The organism is Herbidospora mongoliensis (assembly GCF_001570545.1).
Classification (GTDB): Bacteria; Actinomycetota; Actinomycetes; order Streptosporangiales; family Streptosporangiaceae; genus Herbidospora; species Herbidospora mongoliensis.
On sequence record NZ_BBXD01000009.1, the window covers coordinates 594102 to 612838 of the forward strand.

The following is an 18737-nucleotide window of genomic DNA, read 5'->3' on the forward strand; positions in this document are numbered from 1 at the left end:
TCACCGCTCGACCAGGGCCAGCACGCGGACCGGCGACCCCGATCCGCCGATGATGGGAAGCGGCGGCGCGACCACGACAGCACCGGTGGCCGGGAGTCTGTCGAGGTTGCGGAGCTGGGTCAGGCCGTACTTACCGGCGCCGAGCAGGAACGAGTGACACGGGAACGCCGGATCGAACGAGTGCGCCGTGCCCGCGTCCGTGCCCACCGTCTCCACGCCGAGCCCGACGATGGACGTCTCTTCAGCCAGGTAGCGGGCGCATTCGACCGAGATTCCTGGCGTGTGCGGCCCGGTCTCGTTGGCGTTGAGGAACTCCGCCTGGTCGTGGGCGCGGACGTCCCAGCCCGTTCGGTAGAGCAGCCAGCCACCTTCGGGCAGGGGACCGTGCTCCTGCTCCCACGCCGTCACGTGGGAGATCTCCAGCAGGAAGTCGGGGTCGGCGGCGGCCTGGGCGGCGAAGTCGAGGACGACGGCGGGCGCGAGCAGCTTGGCCGGGGCGACCTGCGAGACGTCCTCGCCGTCGCGGGCGGTGACCCAGTGGACGGGCGCGTCGAAGTGGGTGCCGGTGTGCTCGCCGGTCGAGATGTTGTTCCAGTACCAACCGGGGCCGCGGTCGTCGTACCGGCTGATCTCCTCCAGCTTGAACGGCACGGTGTTCCCGAACGGCTCGGGCAGCATCAAGATCGGGGTCGACTCGTCCAGCGGCGCGGTGAGGTCGACCACCTCGATCGACCCGCCCTTGATGCCCTCGACCAGATCACGCAGCACCGACATTGGAGAACCCCTTCCATGAGCCTTCGGTGATCTTCCTACAGGTTCGGCGGCGTGGGGAAGATGAGAGTCTTCTCATCGGCCTCCCATGATGTTCTCCTGAAGCGGTCCGAGACTGGGGCCATGCGTCGCAGGGTGTCCGTGTTGTTGCTGATCGCCGGGGCGGTGGTGGCCGCCTTCGCGGTGTCCGGCATCTTCACCGCGTTCGGGGACGACGGGCCGCAACTGGGCGGCCCGGTGGTCGTCACCGCCGAGCCGTCCGAGCCGGCCGTGGCGAAGCCGACGAAGACACCCAAGCCGTCGACGTCCCCGAAGAAGGAGCGTGGCGAGCCGGTCAAGCCACCGCCTCCGAAGCAGGGCGGGGACGACGACGACGGAGATGACGACGACGATGACGGTGACGACGACTGATCGCGGGGACCGATGAGCGCCCGTGCCCGGATCGTGGGCTGGATGCTCTTCCTGGTGGCACTCGCGCTGTCGGTGTCGTTGTCGGCGACGTGGAGCATCCTGCTCAACCGGCTCGACGCCCGCGTCAGCGCCGAACTGGAGAACGAAACCGAGAAACTGCGCCGGTTCGTCGACAACGAGACCAGGAACTCCCGCCCGGCGAGCGCGGCGGCGCTGCTCGACCTGTTCCTGTCGGTGAACGCCCCCGACCGGTGGGAGACCTATTTCCGGGTCGTCGGTGACGAGGTCAAGATCAGCGGCGTCGACCGGCTCGCCGCCGTCGAGGACGACGAGGCCCTCGTCCAGAAGATCGCCGCCGTCACCGACCGGCCCATGGCCGGCTGGACCGACAGCGCGGCGGGACGGGTGCGCTACGCCGCCATCCCCGTCCAGGTCGGCGACGAGGTCGGCCAGTTCGTGGTGGCCGTCTTCTACGACGCCCATCGCGAGGAGGTCGTGGCATCGGTGCAGGTCCTGGCCATCACCGGCCTGGCGGCGCTGGGGCTGGCGGGTGGGGCGGGCTGGTTCGTGGCCGGACGGGCGCTGGCCCCGATCAGGCTGGTGCGCCAGACCGCCGAGGCCATCACCGACAGCTCCGACCTGACGCGACGGTTAGAGGTGACCGGCAACGACGACGTGGCGGCGCTGGCGGCGACCTTCAACCACATGCTCGACCGCCTCGACCGCGCCTTCGCCGCGCAGCGCACCTTCGCCGACGACGCCGGCCACGAACTGCGCACCCCGATCACCGTCATCCGGGGCCACCTGGAACTGATGGGCGACGACCCCGACGACCAGAGAGACACGCTCGCCCTCGTCAACGACGAGCTGATCCGGATGAACCGCCTGGTCGACGACCTGCTGACCCTCGCCAAAGCGGGCCAGCCCAACTTCGTCACCCTCGAACCCGTCGAACTCGCCGAGCTCACTGTGGGCGCCGTCGCCCGCGCGCGGGCCCTGGCCGACCGGAAGTGGCGCGTCGACGAGGTCGCCGAAGACTACGTGCTCGCCGACCAGCAACGCCTCACCCAGGCGTTGATGCAGCTCATGGCCAACGCGGTCCGCCACACGAACGACGGCGACCTGGTCGCGGTCGGCTCGGCGGTCCGCGACGGCCAGGTCGTGCTGTGGGTGCGCGACAGCGGCCCCGGGGTGCCCCCGGAGGACCGCGAACGCATCTTCCAGCGGTTCGAACGCTCCCGCATCGCCGGAGAGGGCTCCGGCCTTGGCCTGTCGATCGTCCGGTCGATCGCCGAGGCGCACGAGGGCCGCGCGTTCGTGATGGACGCCCCGGGCGGTGGCGCCCAGTTCGTCTTGACCTTCCCCTTCGTGTTCGAGGAGCCCGCGTGAACCGCATTCTGATCGCCGAGGACGAGGACCGCATCGCCGCGTTCCTCGAAAAGGGCCTGCGGGCCAGCGGTTTCGTGACGACCGTGGTGACCGACGGCCTGGCGGCGTACGAACACGCCAGAGCAGGCGACCACGACCTGCTGATCCTCGACATCGGCCTGCCCCTGAGCGACGGCTTCACCGTGTTACGCCGCCTGCGCGCGGCCCGCACCGAGATCCCCGTCATCATCCTGACCGCCCGCGACAGCGTCGGCGACACGGTCGCGGGCCTGGAGGGCGGCGCCGACGACTACATCGCCAAGCCCTTCGCCTTCGAGGAACTCCTGGCCCGGGTCCGCCTGCGCCTGCGCAGCGAACGCGCCCCGGAGGCGACGGTGCTGCGCGTCGGCGACCTGGCCCTGGACCTGCGCACCCGCCGCGCCCACGCGGGCGAACGCTCGATCGACCTGTCGACACGGGAGTTCGCCCTGGCCGAGGCGTTCTTCCGGCACCCCGAACAGGTCCTGTCGCGAGAACAGCTGCTGAGCCAGGTCTGGGGCTTCGACTTCGACCCGGGCTCGAACGTCGTGGACGTCTACGTCCGCTACCTCCGCCGCAAGATCGGCGCCGACCGCATCGAGACCGTGCGCGGAACGGGATATCGGCTCAAGGCCCTATGAGACCGGCCCGATGAGACCGCTCTAACCCGGCTCTCAGAGAAGCCCAACCCCCGCTCACGACTCTGATCTCAGCAACCGGAACACGAACACAGGGAGCTGAGATGAACCTCGAAACCCGCCGAGCCCTCCTGGCCATCGCCGCCTTCGCCACCGTCGGAGGCGCGTCCGTCGCCCTCCCGGCCGCCGCCCACACGGCCCCGATGTGGTCGGCCACGGTGGCCGACGACGATGACGACCGCGGCGGCGACGACGACGACGACCGCCGTGGCGGAGACGATAACGATGACGACCGCCCGCGCGGCGGGGTCGAGACCGGTAAGGGCGGGACCCAGGACGACGATGACGACGACAAGCCGCGCGGCAGTGTGGACACCGGTGCCGGTGGCGCGTCCGACGACGATGACGACGACCGGCCCAGCGGCGGGGTCGACACGGGTGCCGGTGGGACCCAGGACGACGACGATGACGATCGCCCCAGCGGCGGCGTCGAGACCGGCAAGGGCGGCACGTCCGACGACGATGACGACGACTTGCCCAATGGTGGCGTCGACACCGGCATGGGCGGCACGCAGGACGACGACGATGACGACCGGCCGAGCGGTGGCGTGGACACCGGCATGGGCGGCGCCGCCGACCTGCAGTTCGTCTCCGCCGAAGAAGGCGGTATGAATCCGTGGGTGCCGCTCGGCATCGCCGGGGTGGCCGGCGTCGGGACCGTAGCCGGGCTGGGGATGCTGGCGCGGCGTCGTCAGGGTGACGCCTCGTGAAGACGTACACGATGAGAGCGGGTGCACTTCTCGCCACGGCACTGCTGCTGGCCGCGTGTGCGGGTGAGGGCGCGCCGCCGGCGCAGGCGGCCACTGTCGGGGCTCAGGTCGCGCCGGTCGCCAAGGATGTCGCGAACCCGACGAGGGTCCGCATTCCGGCCATCAAGGTCAACTCACAGATCATCCCGCTCAAGCTCGACAAGAAGGGCAAGCTCATCGCCCCGAAGAGGTTCGACGTCGCCGGATGGCACAAGTCGGGCCCGGAACCGGGCGAGAAGGGCGTCGCGGTCATCGCCGCGCACGTCGACTCGAAGTCGGGCCCGGCGGTCTTCTACCGGCTCCGCGAGCTGAAGACCGGCCACAAGATCACCGTCAACCGGGCCGACGGATCGTCGGTGACCTTCACGGTCTACCGGATCGCCCGCTATCCCAAGAACGAAGTCCCGAACAAGCTCGTGTACGCCTCCGGCGGCGGCGCCCAGCTCAGGCTGATCACCTGCGGCGGCACGTTCGACCGCGACCGGCGCTCCTACCGCGACAACATCGTGGTGTTCGCCCGCTGATCACCCGGAAGGGGAGGCCGGGAGAACGGCTTCCCCTTTCGCCGCGCTTGTACCACCCCCTTACCGGGCAGAGAAGCGGCGTGAAGAAGCTCATCAACGCCGTCGGCGACGTCGTCCCCGACACGCTCAGAGGCATGGCGGCCGCCCATCCGTCGCTGCGCGTCGACGTCGGCAACCGGATCGTGCTGCGCGCCTCGGGCCCCACCCCGGGCAAGGTGGGCCTGGTCTCCGGCGGCGGCTCGGGCCACGAACCCCTTCATGCGGGTTTCGTCGGGTACGGCATGCTCGACGCCGCCTGCCCCGGAGAGGTGTTCACCTCCCCCGTCCCCGACCAGATGATCGAGGCGACCAAGGCCGTCGACGGCGGCGCGGGCGTCCTCCACATCGTCAAGAACTACACGGGCGACGTGCTCAACTTCGAGATGGCCGCCGAGCTGTGCGCGGAAGAGGGCGCCGAGGTGGTCAGCGTCCTGGTCAACGACGACGTGGCGGTGCAGGACTCGACCTTCACCGCGGGCCGCAGAGGCACCGGCGCGACGTTGTTCGTCGAGAAGATGGCCGGCGCCCTGGCCGAACAGGGCGCTCCACTGGAGGCGGTCGCCTCGATGGCTCGCACGGTCAACGAACGCAGCCGCTCGTTCGGCGTGGCGTTCTCCGCCGGTACGGTGCCAGCGGCCGGAAAGCCGACCTTCGACCTGGGCCCGGCGGAGATCGAACTCGGCATCGGCATCCACGGCGAACCGGGCCGGTCGAGGGAACCGTTCCGGGAGGCCAGGGAGATCGTCCGGGTGGCCCTGGACGCCCTGAACGCCGACCTCCCGTTCTCCGGCGACGTGCTCGTGCTGGTGAACGGCATGGGCGCGACCCCGCTGATGGAGCTCTACATCGCCTATGGCGAGGTGGACGCGTACCTGCGGGAGAAAGGCGCGACCGCCACCAGGTGCCTGGTCGGGAACTACGTGACCAGCCTGGACATGACCGGATTCTCCATCACGACCTGCCTGCTCGACGCGGAGCTGACGTCGCTGTGGGACCATCCGGTCGAGACGCCCGGCCTGCGGTGGGGACGCTGATGGACACCGAGTTCTTCCTGCGCTGGATCGCGGCTGTCACCGACCGCGTCCGCGCCGAACGCGACCACCTGACCGACCTCGACCGGGCCATCGGCGACGCCGACCACGGCTCGAACCTCGACCGGGGCTTCACCGCCGTCGAAGAGGCCCTGGCGGCCACCCCGCCCGCGACCCCGGCGGACGTGCTGGTCACGACGGGAACGACACTGATCCGCAAGGTGGGCGGCGCCTCCGGCCCTCTCTACGGGACGATGTTCCGCACCCTCGGCCGCTCGATCGGAGACGCGCCCGACGTCACCGCCGACGCCCTGGCCGACGCGTTCTCCGACGCCCTGGCCGCCATCGCCAAACTGGGCTCCGCCGCCGAAGGTGACAAGACGATGATCGACGCGCTGGCTCCGGCCGTACCCGCGATGAGAACGTCTTTCGACGCCGCGGCGCAGGCGGCTCTCGACGGCGCCGAGGCGACGACGAACCTGCGCGCCCGCAAGGGCCGCGCCAGCTACCTGGGCGAACGCAGCGTCGGCCACCAGGACCCGGGCGCGACCTCGATGGCCCTCATGATCGACGCGTTGCGGGCGGTGTGACATGGTCGGCCTGGTCCTCATCTCCCACAGCGCCCGCCTCGCCGAGGAAGCCGTGGCACTGGCCGTCGGCATCGCGGGTGACGACGCCCCGATCCACCCGGCGGGCGGCACCGACGACGGCGGCCTGGGAACCAGCATCGCGAAACTGGAGACCGCCGTGGCGGCGGTCGACCAGGGCGACGGCGTGGTCATCCTGATGGACCTCGGCAGCGCCGTCCTCACCGCCCGCACCTTCATCGAAGATCGCACGGACGTGGTCCTGGCCGACGCCCCCTTCATAGAAGGCGCGATATCGGCCCTGGTCACCGCCGGAACCGGCGCCGATCTGGCGGCCGTGGTCGCCGCCGCAGAGGAGGCCAGGACGATCGGCAAACTCTGCTAACCTCGCCGCTCGTGACAGAACGGGTGTACGTGGGCAACGCCAACGCCGACGCGCTGTTGGACCGCGGCTGGCTACTCGGCCACTTCCAGCCGTCGGGCGATCCCCGGCACAGCGACGAGGTCGAGATCAAGTGGGGCCTCCACCCGGCCGGCGAAAAGCGCACCGAGTGGGTCACCGGCGAGTCCCGGACCGCGATGATCGTACTGATCAGCGGCCGTTTCCGGATGGAACTGAGAGACCAGAGCGTCGTACTGGAGAAGCAGGGCGACTACCTGGTGTGGGGACACGGCGTCGACCACTCGTGGCACGCCGAGGAGGAGTCGGTCGTCCTGACGGTGCGATGGCCGTCGGTCCCGGGCTACCAGGCTCCGAACAGCTGATCATCACTCAAGGTAATCGGAAACTTCAGGTTTCCCGATATTCCCCGCTGCCAACCGGTGTCACTCTCGGTGCGTCATTAGTCATGTTTCGCTACCAACCCCGGAGCCTCACATGACGACCCCCTCCCCCGACGAGCCCTACCGGCAGCATCTCCCCGCCTGGCAGGGCCCACCGCCGCCGCCGGTCCACCCGCCGCAGATCAACTTCCACATGCCCCCGACCTCGGGCAGCGCCACCGCTTCGCTGGTCTTCGGAATCCTCGGCATTCTGGGCGGCTGGTGTGTTTTCGGGATTCCCTGCCTCCTCGCAGTGATCTTCGGCCACATCGGGCTGGCCCAGACGTCGGGCGGGCAGAGAGGAGGCCGCGGCCTGGCGGTCGCCGGGCTGATCCTCGGCTACCTCTTCGTCATCCCGGCCGTGGTGATCACATTTATCTTCTTCGGCATCGGAATCGCCAACACTCCCGAACAGTGACGAGGCTCCCGGCTATCGGCTTGGCGGTCGTCCCGTGACGGTGAGGGCGACCGTTCGGCCGTCGGGGTCGGTCAGGGTGTGCCGTCCGGGCTCAACACCGGAGCCAGGAGGGAGGGTAAGCCCTATGCGGAGTCGCCCCGTCGGGGGTTTTTCACCCGCCGGGTAGAGCTCGAAAACGACGGACCCGAGCGTGGTGGAGAAGTGCTCGGGCCCGGAGCCGTGCTGTTCCTTCTGGAAGGTCAGGCCGAGGCCGGAGTAGAAGGCGTGACAGGCGTCGAGCCGGTCGGTGTAGAGGACGATCAGGTCGAGCACTACTTGTGCCGGAAGTACACGAACAGCCGCCCGTGGTTCTTCGCGTCCTTGTCGATCCGGTGATAGAGCGCCTTGATCTCCTTCTGGTCCAGGAACCTCAGCACCTTCTTCTTCAGCTGTCCCGACCCCTTGCCCGGGATGATCTCGACCTCGGTCGCCTTCTTGTCGATGGCTTCCTGGATGATCTCCCGCAACGCCCGGTCGATCTGGCCGCCCTTGTTGAAGATGTCATGCAGGTCAAGCTTCAGCTTCATGGTCAGGAGTCTAAGTGAGCGGCCACATCTGGACACTGGGCGGCGCAAACCCCTCTGTTTAGACCCCGGGGCAGGTTCGACCGTTCCAAAATAGTCACGGTACGAATCGATTCCGTCGCTCGGAGACACCACGTCAAGGTCGGCCGCCGCATGTCCCGACGCCGGCCGGCCTCCGGCGCGGGCGGAATCACGCAGCCCCTATGGGAGGTTACGTGTCAAAGAAGTCACGGTCAGCCGCCGCAGCCGCCGGGTTATGCCTGGTGGTCTCGGTGTCACCCCCAGCGAGCGCGAGCCCGGCGCCCCCGGAGAAGTTCACTGCCACGCCGCTGACCAACCCCGAGAGGGTCACCGGCGCGAAATCGGTGACGGGTCAGCTCGCGAGGAGCGACCAGGCGCTCATCAAGTCGAGGTCGGCCGCTCCGGTCAACGTCGTGGTCAAGCTCGACTACGACGCGCTCGCCGCCTACGAGGGCGGGGTCGACGGGCTCGCGGGCACGTCGCCGTCGGTCACCGGCAAGGCCCTCGACCTGCGCAGCACGGCGGCCAGGAACTATGTCAGGCACATCGAGGGCATCGAGAACACCTTCCTCACCGAGCTGCCCAAGCGGGTGGGCGGGGCGAAGGTCGGCCAGCGGCTGCGGACCGTCTACGGCGGGCTCGCGCTGACCGTCCCGGCCAACAAGGCCGCCGAGCTGTTGAAGATCAAGGGGGTGGCGGCCGTCCAGGAGGACAAGGTGGCGCAGCCGCTGTCCGACTCCAGCCCGGCCTTCATCGGGGCGCCGACGGTCTACTCGAAGCTGGGCGGGGCGCCGAGCTCCGGGAAGGGTGTCATCGTCGGCATCCTCGACTCGGGCGCGTGGCCGGAGCATCCGCAGTTCGGCGGCGCGAGCCTGCCCGAGCCCCCGGCCAAGGCCGACGGCACGGCGCGGACCTGTGACTTCGGGGACAACCCGCTCACTCCGGCCGCCGACGTGTTCGCGTGCAACAACAAGCTGATCTCGGGGCAGCCGTTCCTCGACACCTACAACGCCGTCGTGGGCGGCGAGGTCTACCCCGACAGCGCGCGTGACTCCAACGGGCACGGCACGCACACCTCGACTACCTCGGCCGGTGGGCCGGTGGCGGACGCGAACCCGCTGGGCATCTCGCGGGGGCCCATCCACGGCGTCGCACCGGCCGCGCACGTGGCGGTCTACAAGGTGTGCGGCAACGGAGGGTGCTACCAGTCCGACTCGGCTCAGGCGGTCGCGCAGGCCATCCTCGACGGGGTCCGGGTGATCAACTTCTCGATCGGGGGTGGCGCCGATCCGTACAGCGACCCGGTCGAACTGGCCTTTCTCGACGCCTATGCCGCGGGGGTGTTCGTGGCGGCCTCGGCCGGCAACTCCGGGCCCGGGGCGGCGACCGCCGAGCACCTGAGCCCGTGGGTGACCACGGTGGCCGCCTCGACGCAGTCGCGGACGTTCCAGTCGACGATCTCGCTGTCGGGCGGGGCCACCGTCAAGGGGGCCACGGTGACCGACGGGGTCAGCCCGGCGCGCGCGGTGGTGCCTGCGTCGGCGCCACCGTACAGTGACGCGCTCTGTCTGAGCACGCCGCCCGCGGGGCTGTTCGCCGGGAAGATCGTGGCCTGCCAGCGCGGGCCGAACCGGGTGTTGAAGGGATTCCAGGTCAAGCAGGGCGGCGCGGCCGGGATGATCCTCTACAACGCCGAGTCGCTCGACGTGATGACCGACAACCACTGGTTGCCGACCGTGCACATCGACAAGCCCGCCACCGACCAGTTCCTCGCGTGGAAGACGGCCAACCCGGCCGGCACGGCCTCGTTCACCCGGGGCGCGAAGACCACGTGGCAGGGTGACGTGATCACCACGTTCTCCTCGCGCGGGCCGGGCGGCGACTTCCTCAAGCCCGATGTGACCGCGCCGGGGTTGCACATCCTCGCCGGTACGACCCCGACTCCCGAGTCCCCCCTCGAAGGGCCTCCCGGGAACCTCTACATGTCCATCGCGGGCACCTCGATGTCGTCGCCCCACGTCGCGGGCGCAGCGGCGCTGCTGTTCGCGCTGCACCCGACGTGGACGCCCGGCCAGGTCAAGACCGCGCTCGAGACGACGGCCAAGACCAGCGTCAGCAAGCAGAACGGCACCACCCCGGCCGACGCGTTCGACATGGGCGGCGGCCGCATCGACCTGACCAAGGCGGGCGACACCGCCCTCACGCTGGAGGAGTCGGCGGAGAACTTCGCCGCCTCGTCGGCCGATCCGCTGAACCGCATCGACCTGAACCTGCCGTCGGTGAACGCCCCCACGATGCCGGGCGTGATCACCGCCAAGCGGACGTTCAAGAACGCGACCGACAAGAACCTCACCTACACGGCGACCGGCAAGACCGTGGCCGGCGCGACCATCGTCGTCGTCCCGCCGCTGTTCACCGTCAAGCCGGGCAAGACGCAGAGCGTGCAGATCGTGATCGCGGCGCCCGACCTGCCCGACGGGCAGTACTTCGGCCAGGTCGACCTGAAGCAGGTCGGCGGCACCAGGCAGCAGCACCTGCCGGTGGCGTTCGTGCGGGGCGAGGGCGCGGTTCCGGTCGAGCAGGCCTGCGCACCGGCCTCGATCCCCCGCGACACCGGGGAGTCGACCTGCACGGTGACCGTGCGGAACGACACCCTGCAGGACACCGAGGTCACCGCGCTGAGCACGCTCAACGCGCGACTGCGGCTCAACTCGGTCACCGGCGCCACCAAGGTCGGCAGCCAGATCGCGACCACCAAGAAGACGCTGGCGGGCCGCGAGCCCGACGCCCCGGCCATCGCCCCCGGGGAACTGTTCGGCTACATCCCGCTCGACACGTTCGGCGTCGCCCCGGCCCCGATCGGCGACGAGGAGGCGCTGAACTTCAACGTGCCGGACTACCGCTTCGCCGGCCAGACGTTCGACCGCCTGGGCATCACGTCCAACGGCTACCTGGTCGCGGGCGGCACCGACGGGTCGCAGGACATCAACTTCCTGCCCCAGGACGTGCCCGACGCCGACCGGCCGAACGCGGTGCTGGCGCCGTTCTGGACCGACCTCGACGGCACCGGCGCGCCGGGCGTCTTCGCGACGACGCTGACCGACGGCGTGGCCACGTGGATCGTCGTCGAGTGGCGGGTCAACCTCTTCGGCACCAGTGACCTGAAGACGTTCCAGGCCTGGATCGGGGTCAACGGCAGCGAGGACATCACGTTCACCTACCCCTCGCCGATCGCCTACCCGGGCGACGCCTACGGGCTGACGATCGGCGCGGAGAACACCGACGGCACCCGGGGCGGCCGGATCGCGGCCGGTTCCGGTGCCACCTCCGACTACCGGGTCACCAGCACGCCGGGCGCGCCCGGTGAGTCGCTGAGCTACACCCTGAAGGTCAAGGGCGTGTCGGCGGGTGAGGGCACGGTCACGACGGCGACCTCCTCCGAGCAGGTGAAGGGCATCACCGTCGAGGTCGACAAGATCACCGTCCAGTAGCAATGAGAGCCCGGCGGTTCCCACCGCCGGGCTCTCATCCCAAAGAAAACGGTCAGCCGTGTAGATAGCCGACGAGGTGGGCGCGTTCGGTCTCCAGTTCCTCGATCGCGCTCTTGACGACGTCGCCGATGCTGACGATGCCGACGAGGCGACCGTCCTGGACGACCGGGACGTGCCGGAATCGGTGGACGGTCATGGTCTTGCGTAGATCTTCCACGTTCTCGTCAGGTCCACAGGTGCGGACCTCGGCCGTCATGATGCTGGAAACGGGCTCGCCGAGCACCGCTCCACCGCGTTGCTGCAGGTGTCGCACGATGTCCCGCTCCGACACGATGCCGGAGATCGTGTGGCCGTCGGCCGACACCACCACGGCGCCGATGTTGTGCTCGGCCAGCAGGCTGAGCAGCTCGGTCACTGTGGCATCCGGCGGAACGGTCACCACGCGGGCGCCCTTTCCCTGCACGATCGTCCCGATGAGCAATCGACACCACCCTTCTGGCTTGTCTCCCCAGGCAACCGCCCGTGACGACGCTGCGTCAAGGGGAGGGAGGGGTTCCGGCCAAGGAATTTCACATTCGCCGAAATTCCTCTTAATGTGCCGGTGACATGTGAAATACCATGCGACCTCATGACGACCGAGAACACCGGTTCCCATGACCTCCCGATCACGCCGGAGCTGGCCGCGTTCATGACGACGGGCTGGGCCGACACACATCGCGATGATCTGCCCCAGTTGCCCGTGGCGGCGTACACACGGAAGAGAAGGGCCCGGCTGGCCCAGCGGTTCCCCGGTGAGCGGCTGGTGATCCCGGCCGGCGACCTGAAGGTCCGCAGCAACGACAGCGACTACCGGTTCCGGGCGCACAGCGCGTACACCTATCTGACCGGCGCGCAGGAGCCCGGCGACGTGCTCGTGATCGAGCCGTCCGGCGAGGCGGTCCTCTACCTGCGGCCCCGCTCGCCGAGGTCGGCGGGCGAGGAGTTCTACCGCGACCGGCGGTTCGGCGAGTTCTGGGTGGGCCGCCGTCCTGATCTGGGAGAGGCCGGTTCTCTGTACGACCTGGACACCGCCCACATCGACGACTTCCGGCCGGGCGGGCGGACCCTGGAGCAGGACACCGAACTGACCACGTTCCTGTCCGAAATGCGGTTGATCAAGGACGACCACGAGATCGCCGAACTCCAGCACGCCGTCGACGCGACCGCGCGCGGCTTCGAGGACGTCGTCCGCGCCCTCCCCCAGGCGCTCGAACACCCCAGGGGTGAACGCTACGTCGAGGGGATCTTCGGCCTGCGGTCCCGCCTGGAGGGCAACGCGACCGGATACGACTCGATCGTGGCCTCCGGCGCGCACGCCTGCGTGCTCCACTGGATCCGCAACGACGGCCCGCTGAACCCCGCCGACCTGCTGCTTCTCGACGCGGGCGTGGAGAGCGACGGCCTCTACACCGCCGACGTCACCCGCACCTTCCCGCTCTCGGGCGGGTTCTCACCGATCCAGCGCCAGGTCTACGACCTCGTGTACGAGGCCCAGAACGCCGCCATCGCGACACTGCGGCCGGGGGCCCGCTTCCGCGACTTCCACCAGGCCGCGATGCGCGTCATCGCCGACGGCCTGGCCGGCTGGGGCCTCAAGTCCGACTTCGACACCGGCCTCTACCGCCGTTACACGTTGTGCAGCAGCGGCCACATGCTCGGCCTCGACGTCCACGACTGCGCCAAGGCCCGCGCCGGGTCCTACCTCGACGGCGTGCTCGAAGAGGGCATGGTGCTGACCGTCGAACCCGGTCTCTACCTGCAGCCCGACGACCTCACGCTGCCCCCGGAGCTGCGCGGCATCGGCGTGCGGATCGAAGACGACCTGGTGATCACCGCCGACGGCGCCCGCCTGATGTCCGGCGCGCTCCCCCGTTCGTCGGTGGAGATCGAGGCGTGGCTGGCGCGGCTTCAGTAGACCCAGACCCTCCCGCCCACCGGCAGGCTGTTGCTCTTCCACAGCCAGTTCATGGCCTCGTACGACACCCGCACGCACCCGTGCGAGGCCGGCCGCGGCGGGACGTACACCGACCCGTGGATGGCGTAGCCGCCATGGAAGTACTTGGGCCGGTAGAGCTCGCCCAGCGGCGACTTGTCCAGCTTGTTCACCTGGCGCTGGACGGTGAACACCCCCCGGGGCGTGGTGGCGATCTTGCCTCCGCCGTACGGCTTGCCGTTGCCGCTGGAGGTGTTGAAGACCTTGACCACCTTGCCGCCCTTGACGACCATCAGCAGCTGCCGCCGGATGTCGACCTCGACGAGGTTCCCGCTCGTGCTGCGGGCGGCGGGCGCCCAGCCCCTGCGGATCTTCCGGGCCACCTCCTCGTTCCAGCGGGCGTTCGTCTTGAGCCCGTTGACCTTCTGGACGGCGAAGATCGCCTGCGCCATGTCGGGCCCGTAGTAGCCGTTCCACGGCCCGGTGAAGTACCCCAGAGCGGACAGATCCTTCTGGAGCCGCCGGTTCGCGGAGCTCGTCGTCCCCGGCTTGGGGATCTCCTCGCGGTAACGCTGCGTGATGTCCGGCGATGCCGCGTCGGCGTGCGCCTCGATGGTGAACGCCGCCCCCGCCGAGGTTCCCACCAGTGCTCCGACCAGCACACTCAGACATTTCGACCGGCTCATTGCTTACCCCCCGTAGTTCACTTGATCGACATATACCTCCAATACGCTGAGGTGATGCGCGCCCCTCTGGCCGTCGCCGGTTACACCGACGAAGTCCTGGACGCCGTCGGCGGGACGCTCACCGAAACCGAGCAGGCCCGCGCCGACCGGTTCACTCGGGAGCAGGACCGGCTCGACTTCGTGGCGGCCCATCTGCTGGTCCGTTACTGCGCGGCGAAGATCCTCGACGTCCGCGCGTGCGTGCTCACCCTCGAACAGCGCTGCGACCGCTGCGGCCGGCCCCACGGCCGCCCCTTCATCACCGAGGCCCCGGAACTGTCGGTCAGCCTCGCCCACACCGCCGGGTACGTCACCGCCGCCGCCGGTCCGGGGAAGGTCGGCGTGGACGCCGAGCACGCGACCGGCGGGCAGGCCGACGAGAACCTGGTCGCGCTGGCCCTCACCCCGGCCGAGGCCGGGCTGGTCGGGCTGGACAACCGGCGCCTGATCCGCCAGTGGGTGCGCAAGGAGGCGCTGGTCAAGCGGGGCGAGCTGGCCCTCGACCGATTACGGGAGGTCGACCTGTCGAAGGTGCCCTTCGAGGGTCGTACACACGAATGGGAAGGCCGTCACCTGGTCGAGTGGACCAGCGGGACGGTGATCGCCACGGCGATCTTCGACGAGCCGGGGGAACTCCAGCTCATCGGCGGCTAGATCCGGTCTTCCGCCGACGAGGTGGGATCGAGGAACACCTCGCGGATCTCCGGGAACTCCCCTCGCAGCGTGCGCTCCACCCTGGCCGACGCCGCTTCGAGCGCGGCCCCGGTCGCCTCGTCGACGAAGTCGATGCGCGCCGCGACCAATATCCGGTTGGGCCCGATGAGCACGGTCAGCAGCTCGACGATCCGCTCGACCTCGGGCAGCACCTCAAGATGCTCGCGGATGCGCCGCTCCACCACGGGCGACGCCGACCGGTTCAGCAGCAGACTGGCGTTCGCCCGGATCAGCGTGATCGCCACGAAGAGCAGCAGCAGCCCGATGAGGACCGACCCGACGCCGTCCCACACGGTGTTCCCGGTGAGCTGTGTCATCCCGAGCCCGAGGCCCGCGATCACGATCCCGGCCAGCGCCGCGCTGTCTTCCAGGACGACGGCCTTCAGCATCGTGTCGGAGGTCCGTTTGAGCAGCGCGAACGGCCGCGTCTCCCACCGCGTGGCCGACTTCCGGAGCTGCCGCAGCCCCTGGAACATCGAGACGCCTTCGAGCACGAAGGAGACCCCGAGCACGATGTAGGAGAGGGTGAAGTCGCTGAGCTCCTCACCGTCGAAGACCGTGTGGAACCCGTGGGTGATCGAGAACCCGGCGCCCACGACGAGCGTGAAACAGGCCGCGATCAGCGCCCAGAGGAAGGCGGCGTTCCCGTATCCGAGGGGGTGCCCCCGGTCGGCGGGCTTCTCGCCCCGCTTGATCGCCGTGAAGAGCAGAACCTCGGTGACCGTGTCGGCGGCGCTGTGCGCGGCCTCGGAGAGCATCGACGCCGAACCGCCCAGCAGGCCCGCCACCAACTTGGCGACGGCGATGGCGAGATTGGCTCCACCTGCGACGACGACTGTGAGGAGGGAGTCACCGCCGTCGGCTTTGTCGTTCATGCTCGACATGTTGTCATGCTCCCGTGTACGACTGTGACTGACGATCTTTAGACTGGTGGGATGGCAGACCCCCGCTGGCTGACGGCCGACGAGCAGCGTGCCTGGAGGGCCCACCTGACGGCCCACCGGCTCCTCACCCATCGCCTCGACCGTGAGTTGCAAGAGCACGGCCTGTCGTTCAACGACTACGAGATCCTGGTGAACCTTTCCGAACACCCCGACCACCGTATGCGGATGAGCGACCTGGCCGACGCCACCGTCCAGTCGCGCAGCCGCCTGTCCCACCAGATCTCCCGCATGGAGACGGCGGGCCTGGTGACCAGGGAGCTCTGCGTCGACGACCGACGTGGAACGTTCGCCGTCCTCACCCCCCTCGGTTACCAGACGATCGAACAGGTCGCCCCCGACCACGTGGCCGGGGTCCGCGCCCACTTCATCGACCTGCTCACCCCCGGGCAGATCCGGGCGGTGGAGGAGATCTACACACCGGTCGTGACACATCTCCAGAGCAAGTAGCGCGCCGGGGGCTAGCATCCCTGGCGTGAGAAGAATCCTGCGCTTGGCGGCCTTGGTGGCCTTTGTCACTGTCTGCGTCACCGGCTGCTCCTCCTCGACGACCGAGGGCGGCCTCCCGGCGGCGCCCGACGTCCTGAAGAAGGCGGCGACGGCCATGAGCGCCGTCAAGACGGTGGCCTTCTCGTTGACCACCGAGGGCAACCCGCCCATCCCTGTGAAGACGGCCGAAGGCGACCTGACCCGGGAGGGCGACGCCAAGGGCAAGATCCAGATCATGATCGGGGCGCTCCAGGAGCTGGAGTTCGTCCTGGCCGGCGACTCGGTCTACATCAAGGGCCCGACCGGCGGCTTCCAGAAGTCGATGAGCCGCGAGCAACTGGCGGCCCTCTACGACCCGAGCGCGGTCGTGACGGCGGTGCCGGTCCTGCTGTCGTCGGCGACGGGGGGCAAGATCGAGGAGGTGGGCGGGGCCTACAAGGTCTCGGTGACCCTGCCCGGCGAGCCGCTGAAGAAGATCGTGCCCGGCGTGACCGGCGACCTGCCCGGAACCCTGATGATCGACAAGGCGACCAGCCGGGTCACCTCCATCGACCTGCCCCTGAACGGCGGGACCGTCAAGGTGGCCCTGACCGACTACGACGCCCCGGTGACGATCGAGGCCCCGGCGGTCTGAACTCGGCGATGGAGCGCCGGACTGCCCCGGGTCCAGGCCTATGCGCTGTTTCGTCGGCGCGCCGGTCGGACTTCGACAACACGGCCGAGGCGGTCCGGTTGTGCATCCGCCACCTGGGGAGACGGCACGGCGGCATTTTCCAACATTGTCCGGAGCTCAACCTCGGACAATTGCGCGTGCGTCTCCGTCGGCCGCAGCGGTTAACCTCTGCCTCGTGGAGTCTGTGGAGGAGGAGCCCCGGGTCGTCGCCGGGCCGTCTAATAGGCGGGTGGTCCTGGGTGTCACCGGGGCGGCGGTGTTGCTGGCCGCGCTCGACGCCTATGTCGTCGTCACCGTTCTGGTCGACATCGCGGCGTCGGCGGGGGTGGCGGTCAACCGGCTGGAGCGGGTCACGCCGGTCGTCACCGGGTTCCTGCTCGGTTACGTCGCCGCGATGCCCCTTCTCGGGCAGCTCTCCGACAGGTTCGGGCGGCGGGCGGTCATCCAGGTCTGCCTGGCGGGGTTCGCCCTCGGGTCGCTGATCACGGCGCTGGCCACCACGATTCCGCTGATCACCGCCGGACGGGCGATTCAGGGCATCGCGGGCGGCGCGCTGCTGCCGATCACGATGGCGCTCATCGGCGACCTGTGGGACGCCCGGAGACGGCCGACGGCCCTCGGCGCGGTGGGGGCGGCGCAGGAGCTCGGGGCCGTGCTGGGGCCCCTCTACGGAGCCGGGCTCGCGGTGGTCCACGTGGGGTTCCTCGACGGCTGGCGCACGATCTTCTGGATCAACCTGCCGCTGACCGCGCTGGCGGCGGTGGCGGTGCACCGATACGTACCGGCGGGCACCAGAACCACCACCAAGGTCGACGTCCCGGGCGGGGTCCTGCTGGCCCTGGGGCTCGGGCTGCTCGTGGCGGGGCTCTACAACCCGGAGCCCGACAAACAGGTCCTGCCCTCGTGGGGCATCCCGGCCGTCGTCGCGGGGGCGGTGGTCCTCGTGGTGTTCGTGCTCTGGGAGCTGCGGACCCGCACGCGCATCCTCGATCTCGCGGGCATCAGGAAGCGGCCGGTGTTCGCGACGCTGACCGTGAGCCTGCTGGCGGGGGCCGCGCTGCTGGTCACGCTCGTCGACGTGCAGCTCGTGGCGCAGACGCTCCTCGGCACCGACGCGACCGGCGGGGCACTGGTGCTGACGCGGTTCCTGGTCGCGCTCGCCGTCGCCGCCCTCGCGGGGGGCGCGCTGGCGCGCCGGTTCTCGGAGCGGCTGGTCACCGTGGCCGGGATGGTGATCGCCACCGCCGGCTATGTGCGGATCAGCCAGTGGCCGGTCACGCCGGGCGGGCTGTCGATGGACATCGATCTCGTCGTCGCCGGGCTCGGATTGGGGCTGGTCATCGCGCCGGTCAGCTCGGCGATCCTCAAGACCATTCCGGCCGTCCAGCACGGCGTCGCCTCGGCGGCGGTCGTGGTGGCGCGGATGATGGGCATGCTGCTCGGCGTGGCCGCGCTGTCGGCCTACGGGTTCCACCGGTTCCAGACGCTGACCGCCGATCTCGACACACCCCTGCCGTTCGGGGTGGCGCCCGAGGCGTACCAGAAGCAGCTCGAGGTCTACACGCAGGCGGTGCAGGCGGCCCTGCACACGGAATACTCGGAGATCTTCCTCATCACCGCGGTGCTCTGCGGCATCGGGGCCGTGGTCGCGCTCGCGATGGAGTAGGGGGATACTCAAGCCACCTGGACAG

Annotated in this window: 22 protein-coding genes; 16 read left to right on the forward strand and 6 right to left on the reverse strand. The window is 69.5% G+C overall.

The genetic code is table 11. The features are described from left to right. The gene (locus AW272_RS07030) at window positions 1-774 is read right to left on the reverse strand and encodes a cyclase family protein (RefSeq protein ID WP_066361953.1); all 774 of its coding nucleotides are present in this window, start codon (window positions 772-774) and stop codon (window positions 1-3) included. A 120-nt stretch (window positions 775-894) separates the two neighbouring features. Between AW272_RS07030 and AW272_RS07035 the strand changes: the two genes are divergently transcribed. The 10 genes from AW272_RS07035 to AW272_RS07080 all read left to right on the forward strand — a co-directional run bounded on the left by AW272_RS07035 (window position 895) and on the right by AW272_RS07080 (window position 7457). After that, window positions 895-1182 carry a hypothetical protein gene (locus tag AW272_RS07035; RefSeq protein WP_066361954.1) on the forward strand — a complete coding sequence of 96 codons (288 nt, stop codon included), beginning with the start codon at window positions 895-897 and terminating at the stop codon, window positions 1180-1182. Between the two features lie 12 nt (window positions 1183-1194). Then, window positions 1195-2571: a sensor histidine kinase gene (locus AW272_RS07040; RefSeq protein ID WP_066361955.1), complete on the forward strand. Its 1377-nt coding sequence runs from the start codon at window positions 1195-1197 to the stop codon at window positions 2569-2571. After that, entirely contained in the window at window positions 2568-3230 is a 663-nt protein-coding gene (locus tag AW272_RS07045) for a response regulator transcription factor (protein WP_066361957.1), read from the forward strand. Before AW272_RS07040 ends, AW272_RS07045 begins: the two co-directional genes overlap by 4 nt. Window positions 3231-3331: 101 nt before the next feature. Further along, entirely contained in the window at window positions 3332-3997 is a 666-nt protein-coding gene (locus tag AW272_RS07050) for a hypothetical protein (protein WP_066361959.1), read from the forward strand. Next, complete coding sequence (locus tag AW272_RS07055) at window positions 3994-4560, forward strand: class F sortase (protein ID WP_218010812.1); 567 nt, start codon at window positions 3994-3996, stop codon at window positions 4558-4560. The genes AW272_RS07050 and AW272_RS07055 overlap by 4 nt, the downstream gene beginning before the upstream one ends. Window positions 4561-4640: 80 nt before the next feature. Next, on the forward strand, window positions 4641-5633 hold the full coding sequence (dhaK, locus tag AW272_RS07060) for a dihydroxyacetone kinase subunit DhaK (protein WP_066361961.1): 993 nt from the start codon (window positions 4641-4643) through the stop codon (window positions 5631-5633). Further along, entirely contained in the window at window positions 5633-6220 is a 588-nt protein-coding gene (dhaL, locus tag AW272_RS07065) for a dihydroxyacetone kinase subunit DhaL (RefSeq protein WP_218010813.1), read from the forward strand. The genes dhaK and dhaL overlap by 1 nt, the downstream gene beginning before the upstream one ends. Before the next feature lies 1 nt (window position 6221). Further along, window positions 6222-6602: a dihydroxyacetone kinase phosphoryl donor subunit DhaM gene (dhaM, locus tag AW272_RS07070; protein WP_066361962.1), complete on the forward strand. Its 381-nt coding sequence runs from the start codon at window positions 6222-6224 to the stop codon at window positions 6600-6602. An 11-nt stretch (window positions 6603-6613) separates the two neighbouring features. Next, window positions 6614-6982 (forward strand): cupin domain-containing protein, encoded by a 369-nt coding sequence (locus tag AW272_RS07075; protein ID WP_066361965.1) that lies wholly within the window; start codon window positions 6614-6616, stop codon window positions 6980-6982. A 112-nt stretch (window positions 6983-7094) separates the two neighbouring features. After that, on the forward strand, window positions 7095-7457 hold the full coding sequence (locus tag AW272_RS07080) for a DUF4190 domain-containing protein (protein ID WP_066361967.1): 363 nt from the start codon (window positions 7095-7097) through the stop codon (window positions 7455-7457). Window positions 7458-7469: 12 nt separating this feature from the next. Here the strand turns inward: AW272_RS07080 and AW272_RS07085 are convergent, their stop codons facing one another. Together AW272_RS07085 and AW272_RS07090 are read right to left on the reverse strand one after the other, a co-directional pair. Beyond that, entirely contained in the window at window positions 7470-7769 is a 300-nt protein-coding gene (locus AW272_RS07085; RefSeq protein ID WP_066361968.1) for a VOC family protein, read from the reverse strand. Further along, the gene (locus AW272_RS07090) at window positions 7769-8023 is read right to left on the reverse strand and encodes a Smr/MutS family protein (RefSeq protein ID WP_066361970.1); all 255 of its coding nucleotides are present in this window, start codon (window positions 8021-8023) and stop codon (window positions 7769-7771) included. The genes AW272_RS07085 and AW272_RS07090 overlap by 1 nt, the downstream gene beginning before the upstream one ends. A gap of 269 nt (window positions 8024-8292) precedes the next feature. On the opposite strand from AW272_RS07090, the gene AW272_RS45535 reads away from it, so the two are divergent. After that, window positions 8293-11532, forward strand: a complete 3240-nt coding sequence (locus AW272_RS45535; protein ID WP_275527280.1) for a S8 family serine peptidase — start codon at window positions 8293-8295, stop codon at window positions 11530-11532. Window positions 11533-11584: 52 nt separating this feature from the next. On the opposite strand, the gene AW272_RS07100 is transcribed toward AW272_RS45535, so the two are convergent. Then, complete coding sequence (locus tag AW272_RS07100) at window positions 11585-12013, reverse strand: CBS domain-containing protein (protein WP_066361974.1); 429 nt, start codon at window positions 12011-12013, stop codon at window positions 11585-11587. Between the two features lie 147 nt (window positions 12014-12160). Here AW272_RS07100 and AW272_RS07105 point away from each other — a divergent pair, with 147 nt between their 5' ends. Next, window positions 12161-13486 carry an aminopeptidase P family protein gene (locus AW272_RS07105; RefSeq protein WP_066361976.1) on the forward strand — a complete coding sequence of 442 codons (1326 nt, stop codon included), beginning with the start codon at window positions 12161-12163 and terminating at the stop codon, window positions 13484-13486. Here the strand turns inward: AW272_RS07105 and AW272_RS07110 are convergent. After that, window positions 13480-14166: a L,D-transpeptidase family protein gene (locus tag AW272_RS07110; protein WP_169807503.1), complete on the reverse strand. Its 687-nt coding sequence runs from the start codon at window positions 14164-14166 to the stop codon at window positions 13480-13482. The two genes, AW272_RS07105 and AW272_RS07110, sit on opposite strands and share 7 nt — an antisense overlap. A gap of 78 nt (window positions 14167-14244) precedes the next feature. On the opposite strand from AW272_RS07110, the gene AW272_RS07115 reads away from it, so the two are divergent. Beyond that, the gene (locus AW272_RS07115; protein WP_066361978.1) at window positions 14245-14883 is read left to right on the forward strand and encodes a 4'-phosphopantetheinyl transferase family protein; all 639 of its coding nucleotides are present in this window, start codon (window positions 14245-14247) and stop codon (window positions 14881-14883) included. Here AW272_RS07115 and AW272_RS07120 read toward each other — a convergent pair. Then, window positions 14880-15818 carry a cation diffusion facilitator family transporter gene (locus tag AW272_RS07120; RefSeq protein WP_066361980.1) on the reverse strand — a complete coding sequence of 313 codons (939 nt, stop codon included), beginning with the start codon at window positions 15816-15818 and terminating at the stop codon, window positions 14880-14882. The genes AW272_RS07115 and AW272_RS07120 overlap by 4 nt on opposite strands. 60 nt (window positions 15819-15878) lie before the next feature. Here AW272_RS07120 and AW272_RS07125 point away from each other — a divergent pair, with 60 nt between their 5' ends. From AW272_RS07125 to AW272_RS07135, 3 genes are all read left to right on the forward strand, one after another. After that, the gene (locus AW272_RS07125) at window positions 15879-16334 is read left to right on the forward strand and encodes a MarR family winged helix-turn-helix transcriptional regulator (protein ID WP_066361981.1); all 456 of its coding nucleotides are present in this window, start codon (window positions 15879-15881) and stop codon (window positions 16332-16334) included. A 25-nt stretch (window positions 16335-16359) separates the two neighbouring features. Next, window positions 16360-17007: an LppX_LprAFG lipoprotein gene (locus tag AW272_RS07130; protein WP_066361983.1), complete on the forward strand. Its 648-nt coding sequence runs from the start codon at window positions 16360-16362 to the stop codon at window positions 17005-17007. A 214-nt stretch (window positions 17008-17221) separates the two neighbouring features. Continuing rightward, the gene (locus AW272_RS07135) at window positions 17222-18712 is read left to right on the forward strand and encodes an MFS transporter (protein ID WP_245657229.1); all 1491 of its coding nucleotides are present in this window, start codon (window positions 17222-17224) and stop codon (window positions 18710-18712) included. The last annotated feature ends 25 nt before the right edge of the window (window positions 18713-18737 follow it).

Coding starts and splice junctions, on each gene's coding strand:
- AW272_RS07120 (WP_066361980.1), bottom strand. CDS start 15,818: ATGAACGACAAAGCCGACGGCGGTGACTCCCTCCTCACAGTCGTCGTC.
- AW272_RS07050 (WP_066361959.1), top strand. CDS start 3,332: ATGAACCTCGAAACCCGCCGAGCCCTCCTGGCCATCGCCGCCTTCGCC.
- AW272_RS07035 (WP_066361954.1), top strand. CDS start 895: ATGCGTCGCAGGGTGTCCGTGTTGTTGCTGATCGCCGGGGCGGTGGTG.
- AW272_RS07030 (WP_066361953.1), bottom strand. CDS start 774: ATGTCGGTGCTGCGTGATCTGGTCGAGGGCATCAAGGGCGGGTCGATC.
- AW272_RS07090 (WP_066361970.1), bottom strand. CDS start 8,023: ATGAAGCTGAAGCTTGACCTGCATGACATCTTCAACAAGGGCGGCCAG.
- AW272_RS07040 (WP_066361955.1), top strand. CDS start 1,195: ATGAGCGCCCGTGCCCGGATCGTGGGCTGGATGCTCTTCCTGGTGGCA.
- dhaL (WP_218010813.1), top strand. CDS start 5,633: ATGGACACCGAGTTCTTCCTGCGCTGGATCGCGGCTGTCACCGACCGC.
- AW272_RS07125 (WP_066361981.1), top strand. CDS start 15,879: ATGGCAGACCCCCGCTGGCTGACGGCCGACGAGCAGCGTGCCTGGAGG.
- AW272_RS07080 (WP_066361967.1), top strand. CDS start 7,095: ATGACGACCCCCTCCCCCGACGAGCCCTACCGGCAGCATCTCCCCGCC.
- AW272_RS07105 (WP_066361976.1), top strand. CDS start 12,161: ATGACGACCGAGAACACCGGTTCCCATGACCTCCCGATCACGCCGGAG.
- AW272_RS07115 (WP_066361978.1), top strand. CDS start 14,245: ATGCGCGCCCCTCTGGCCGTCGCCGGTTACACCGACGAAGTCCTGGAC.
- dhaM (WP_066361962.1), top strand. CDS start 6,222: ATGGTCGGCCTGGTCCTCATCTCCCACAGCGCCCGCCTCGCCGAGGAA.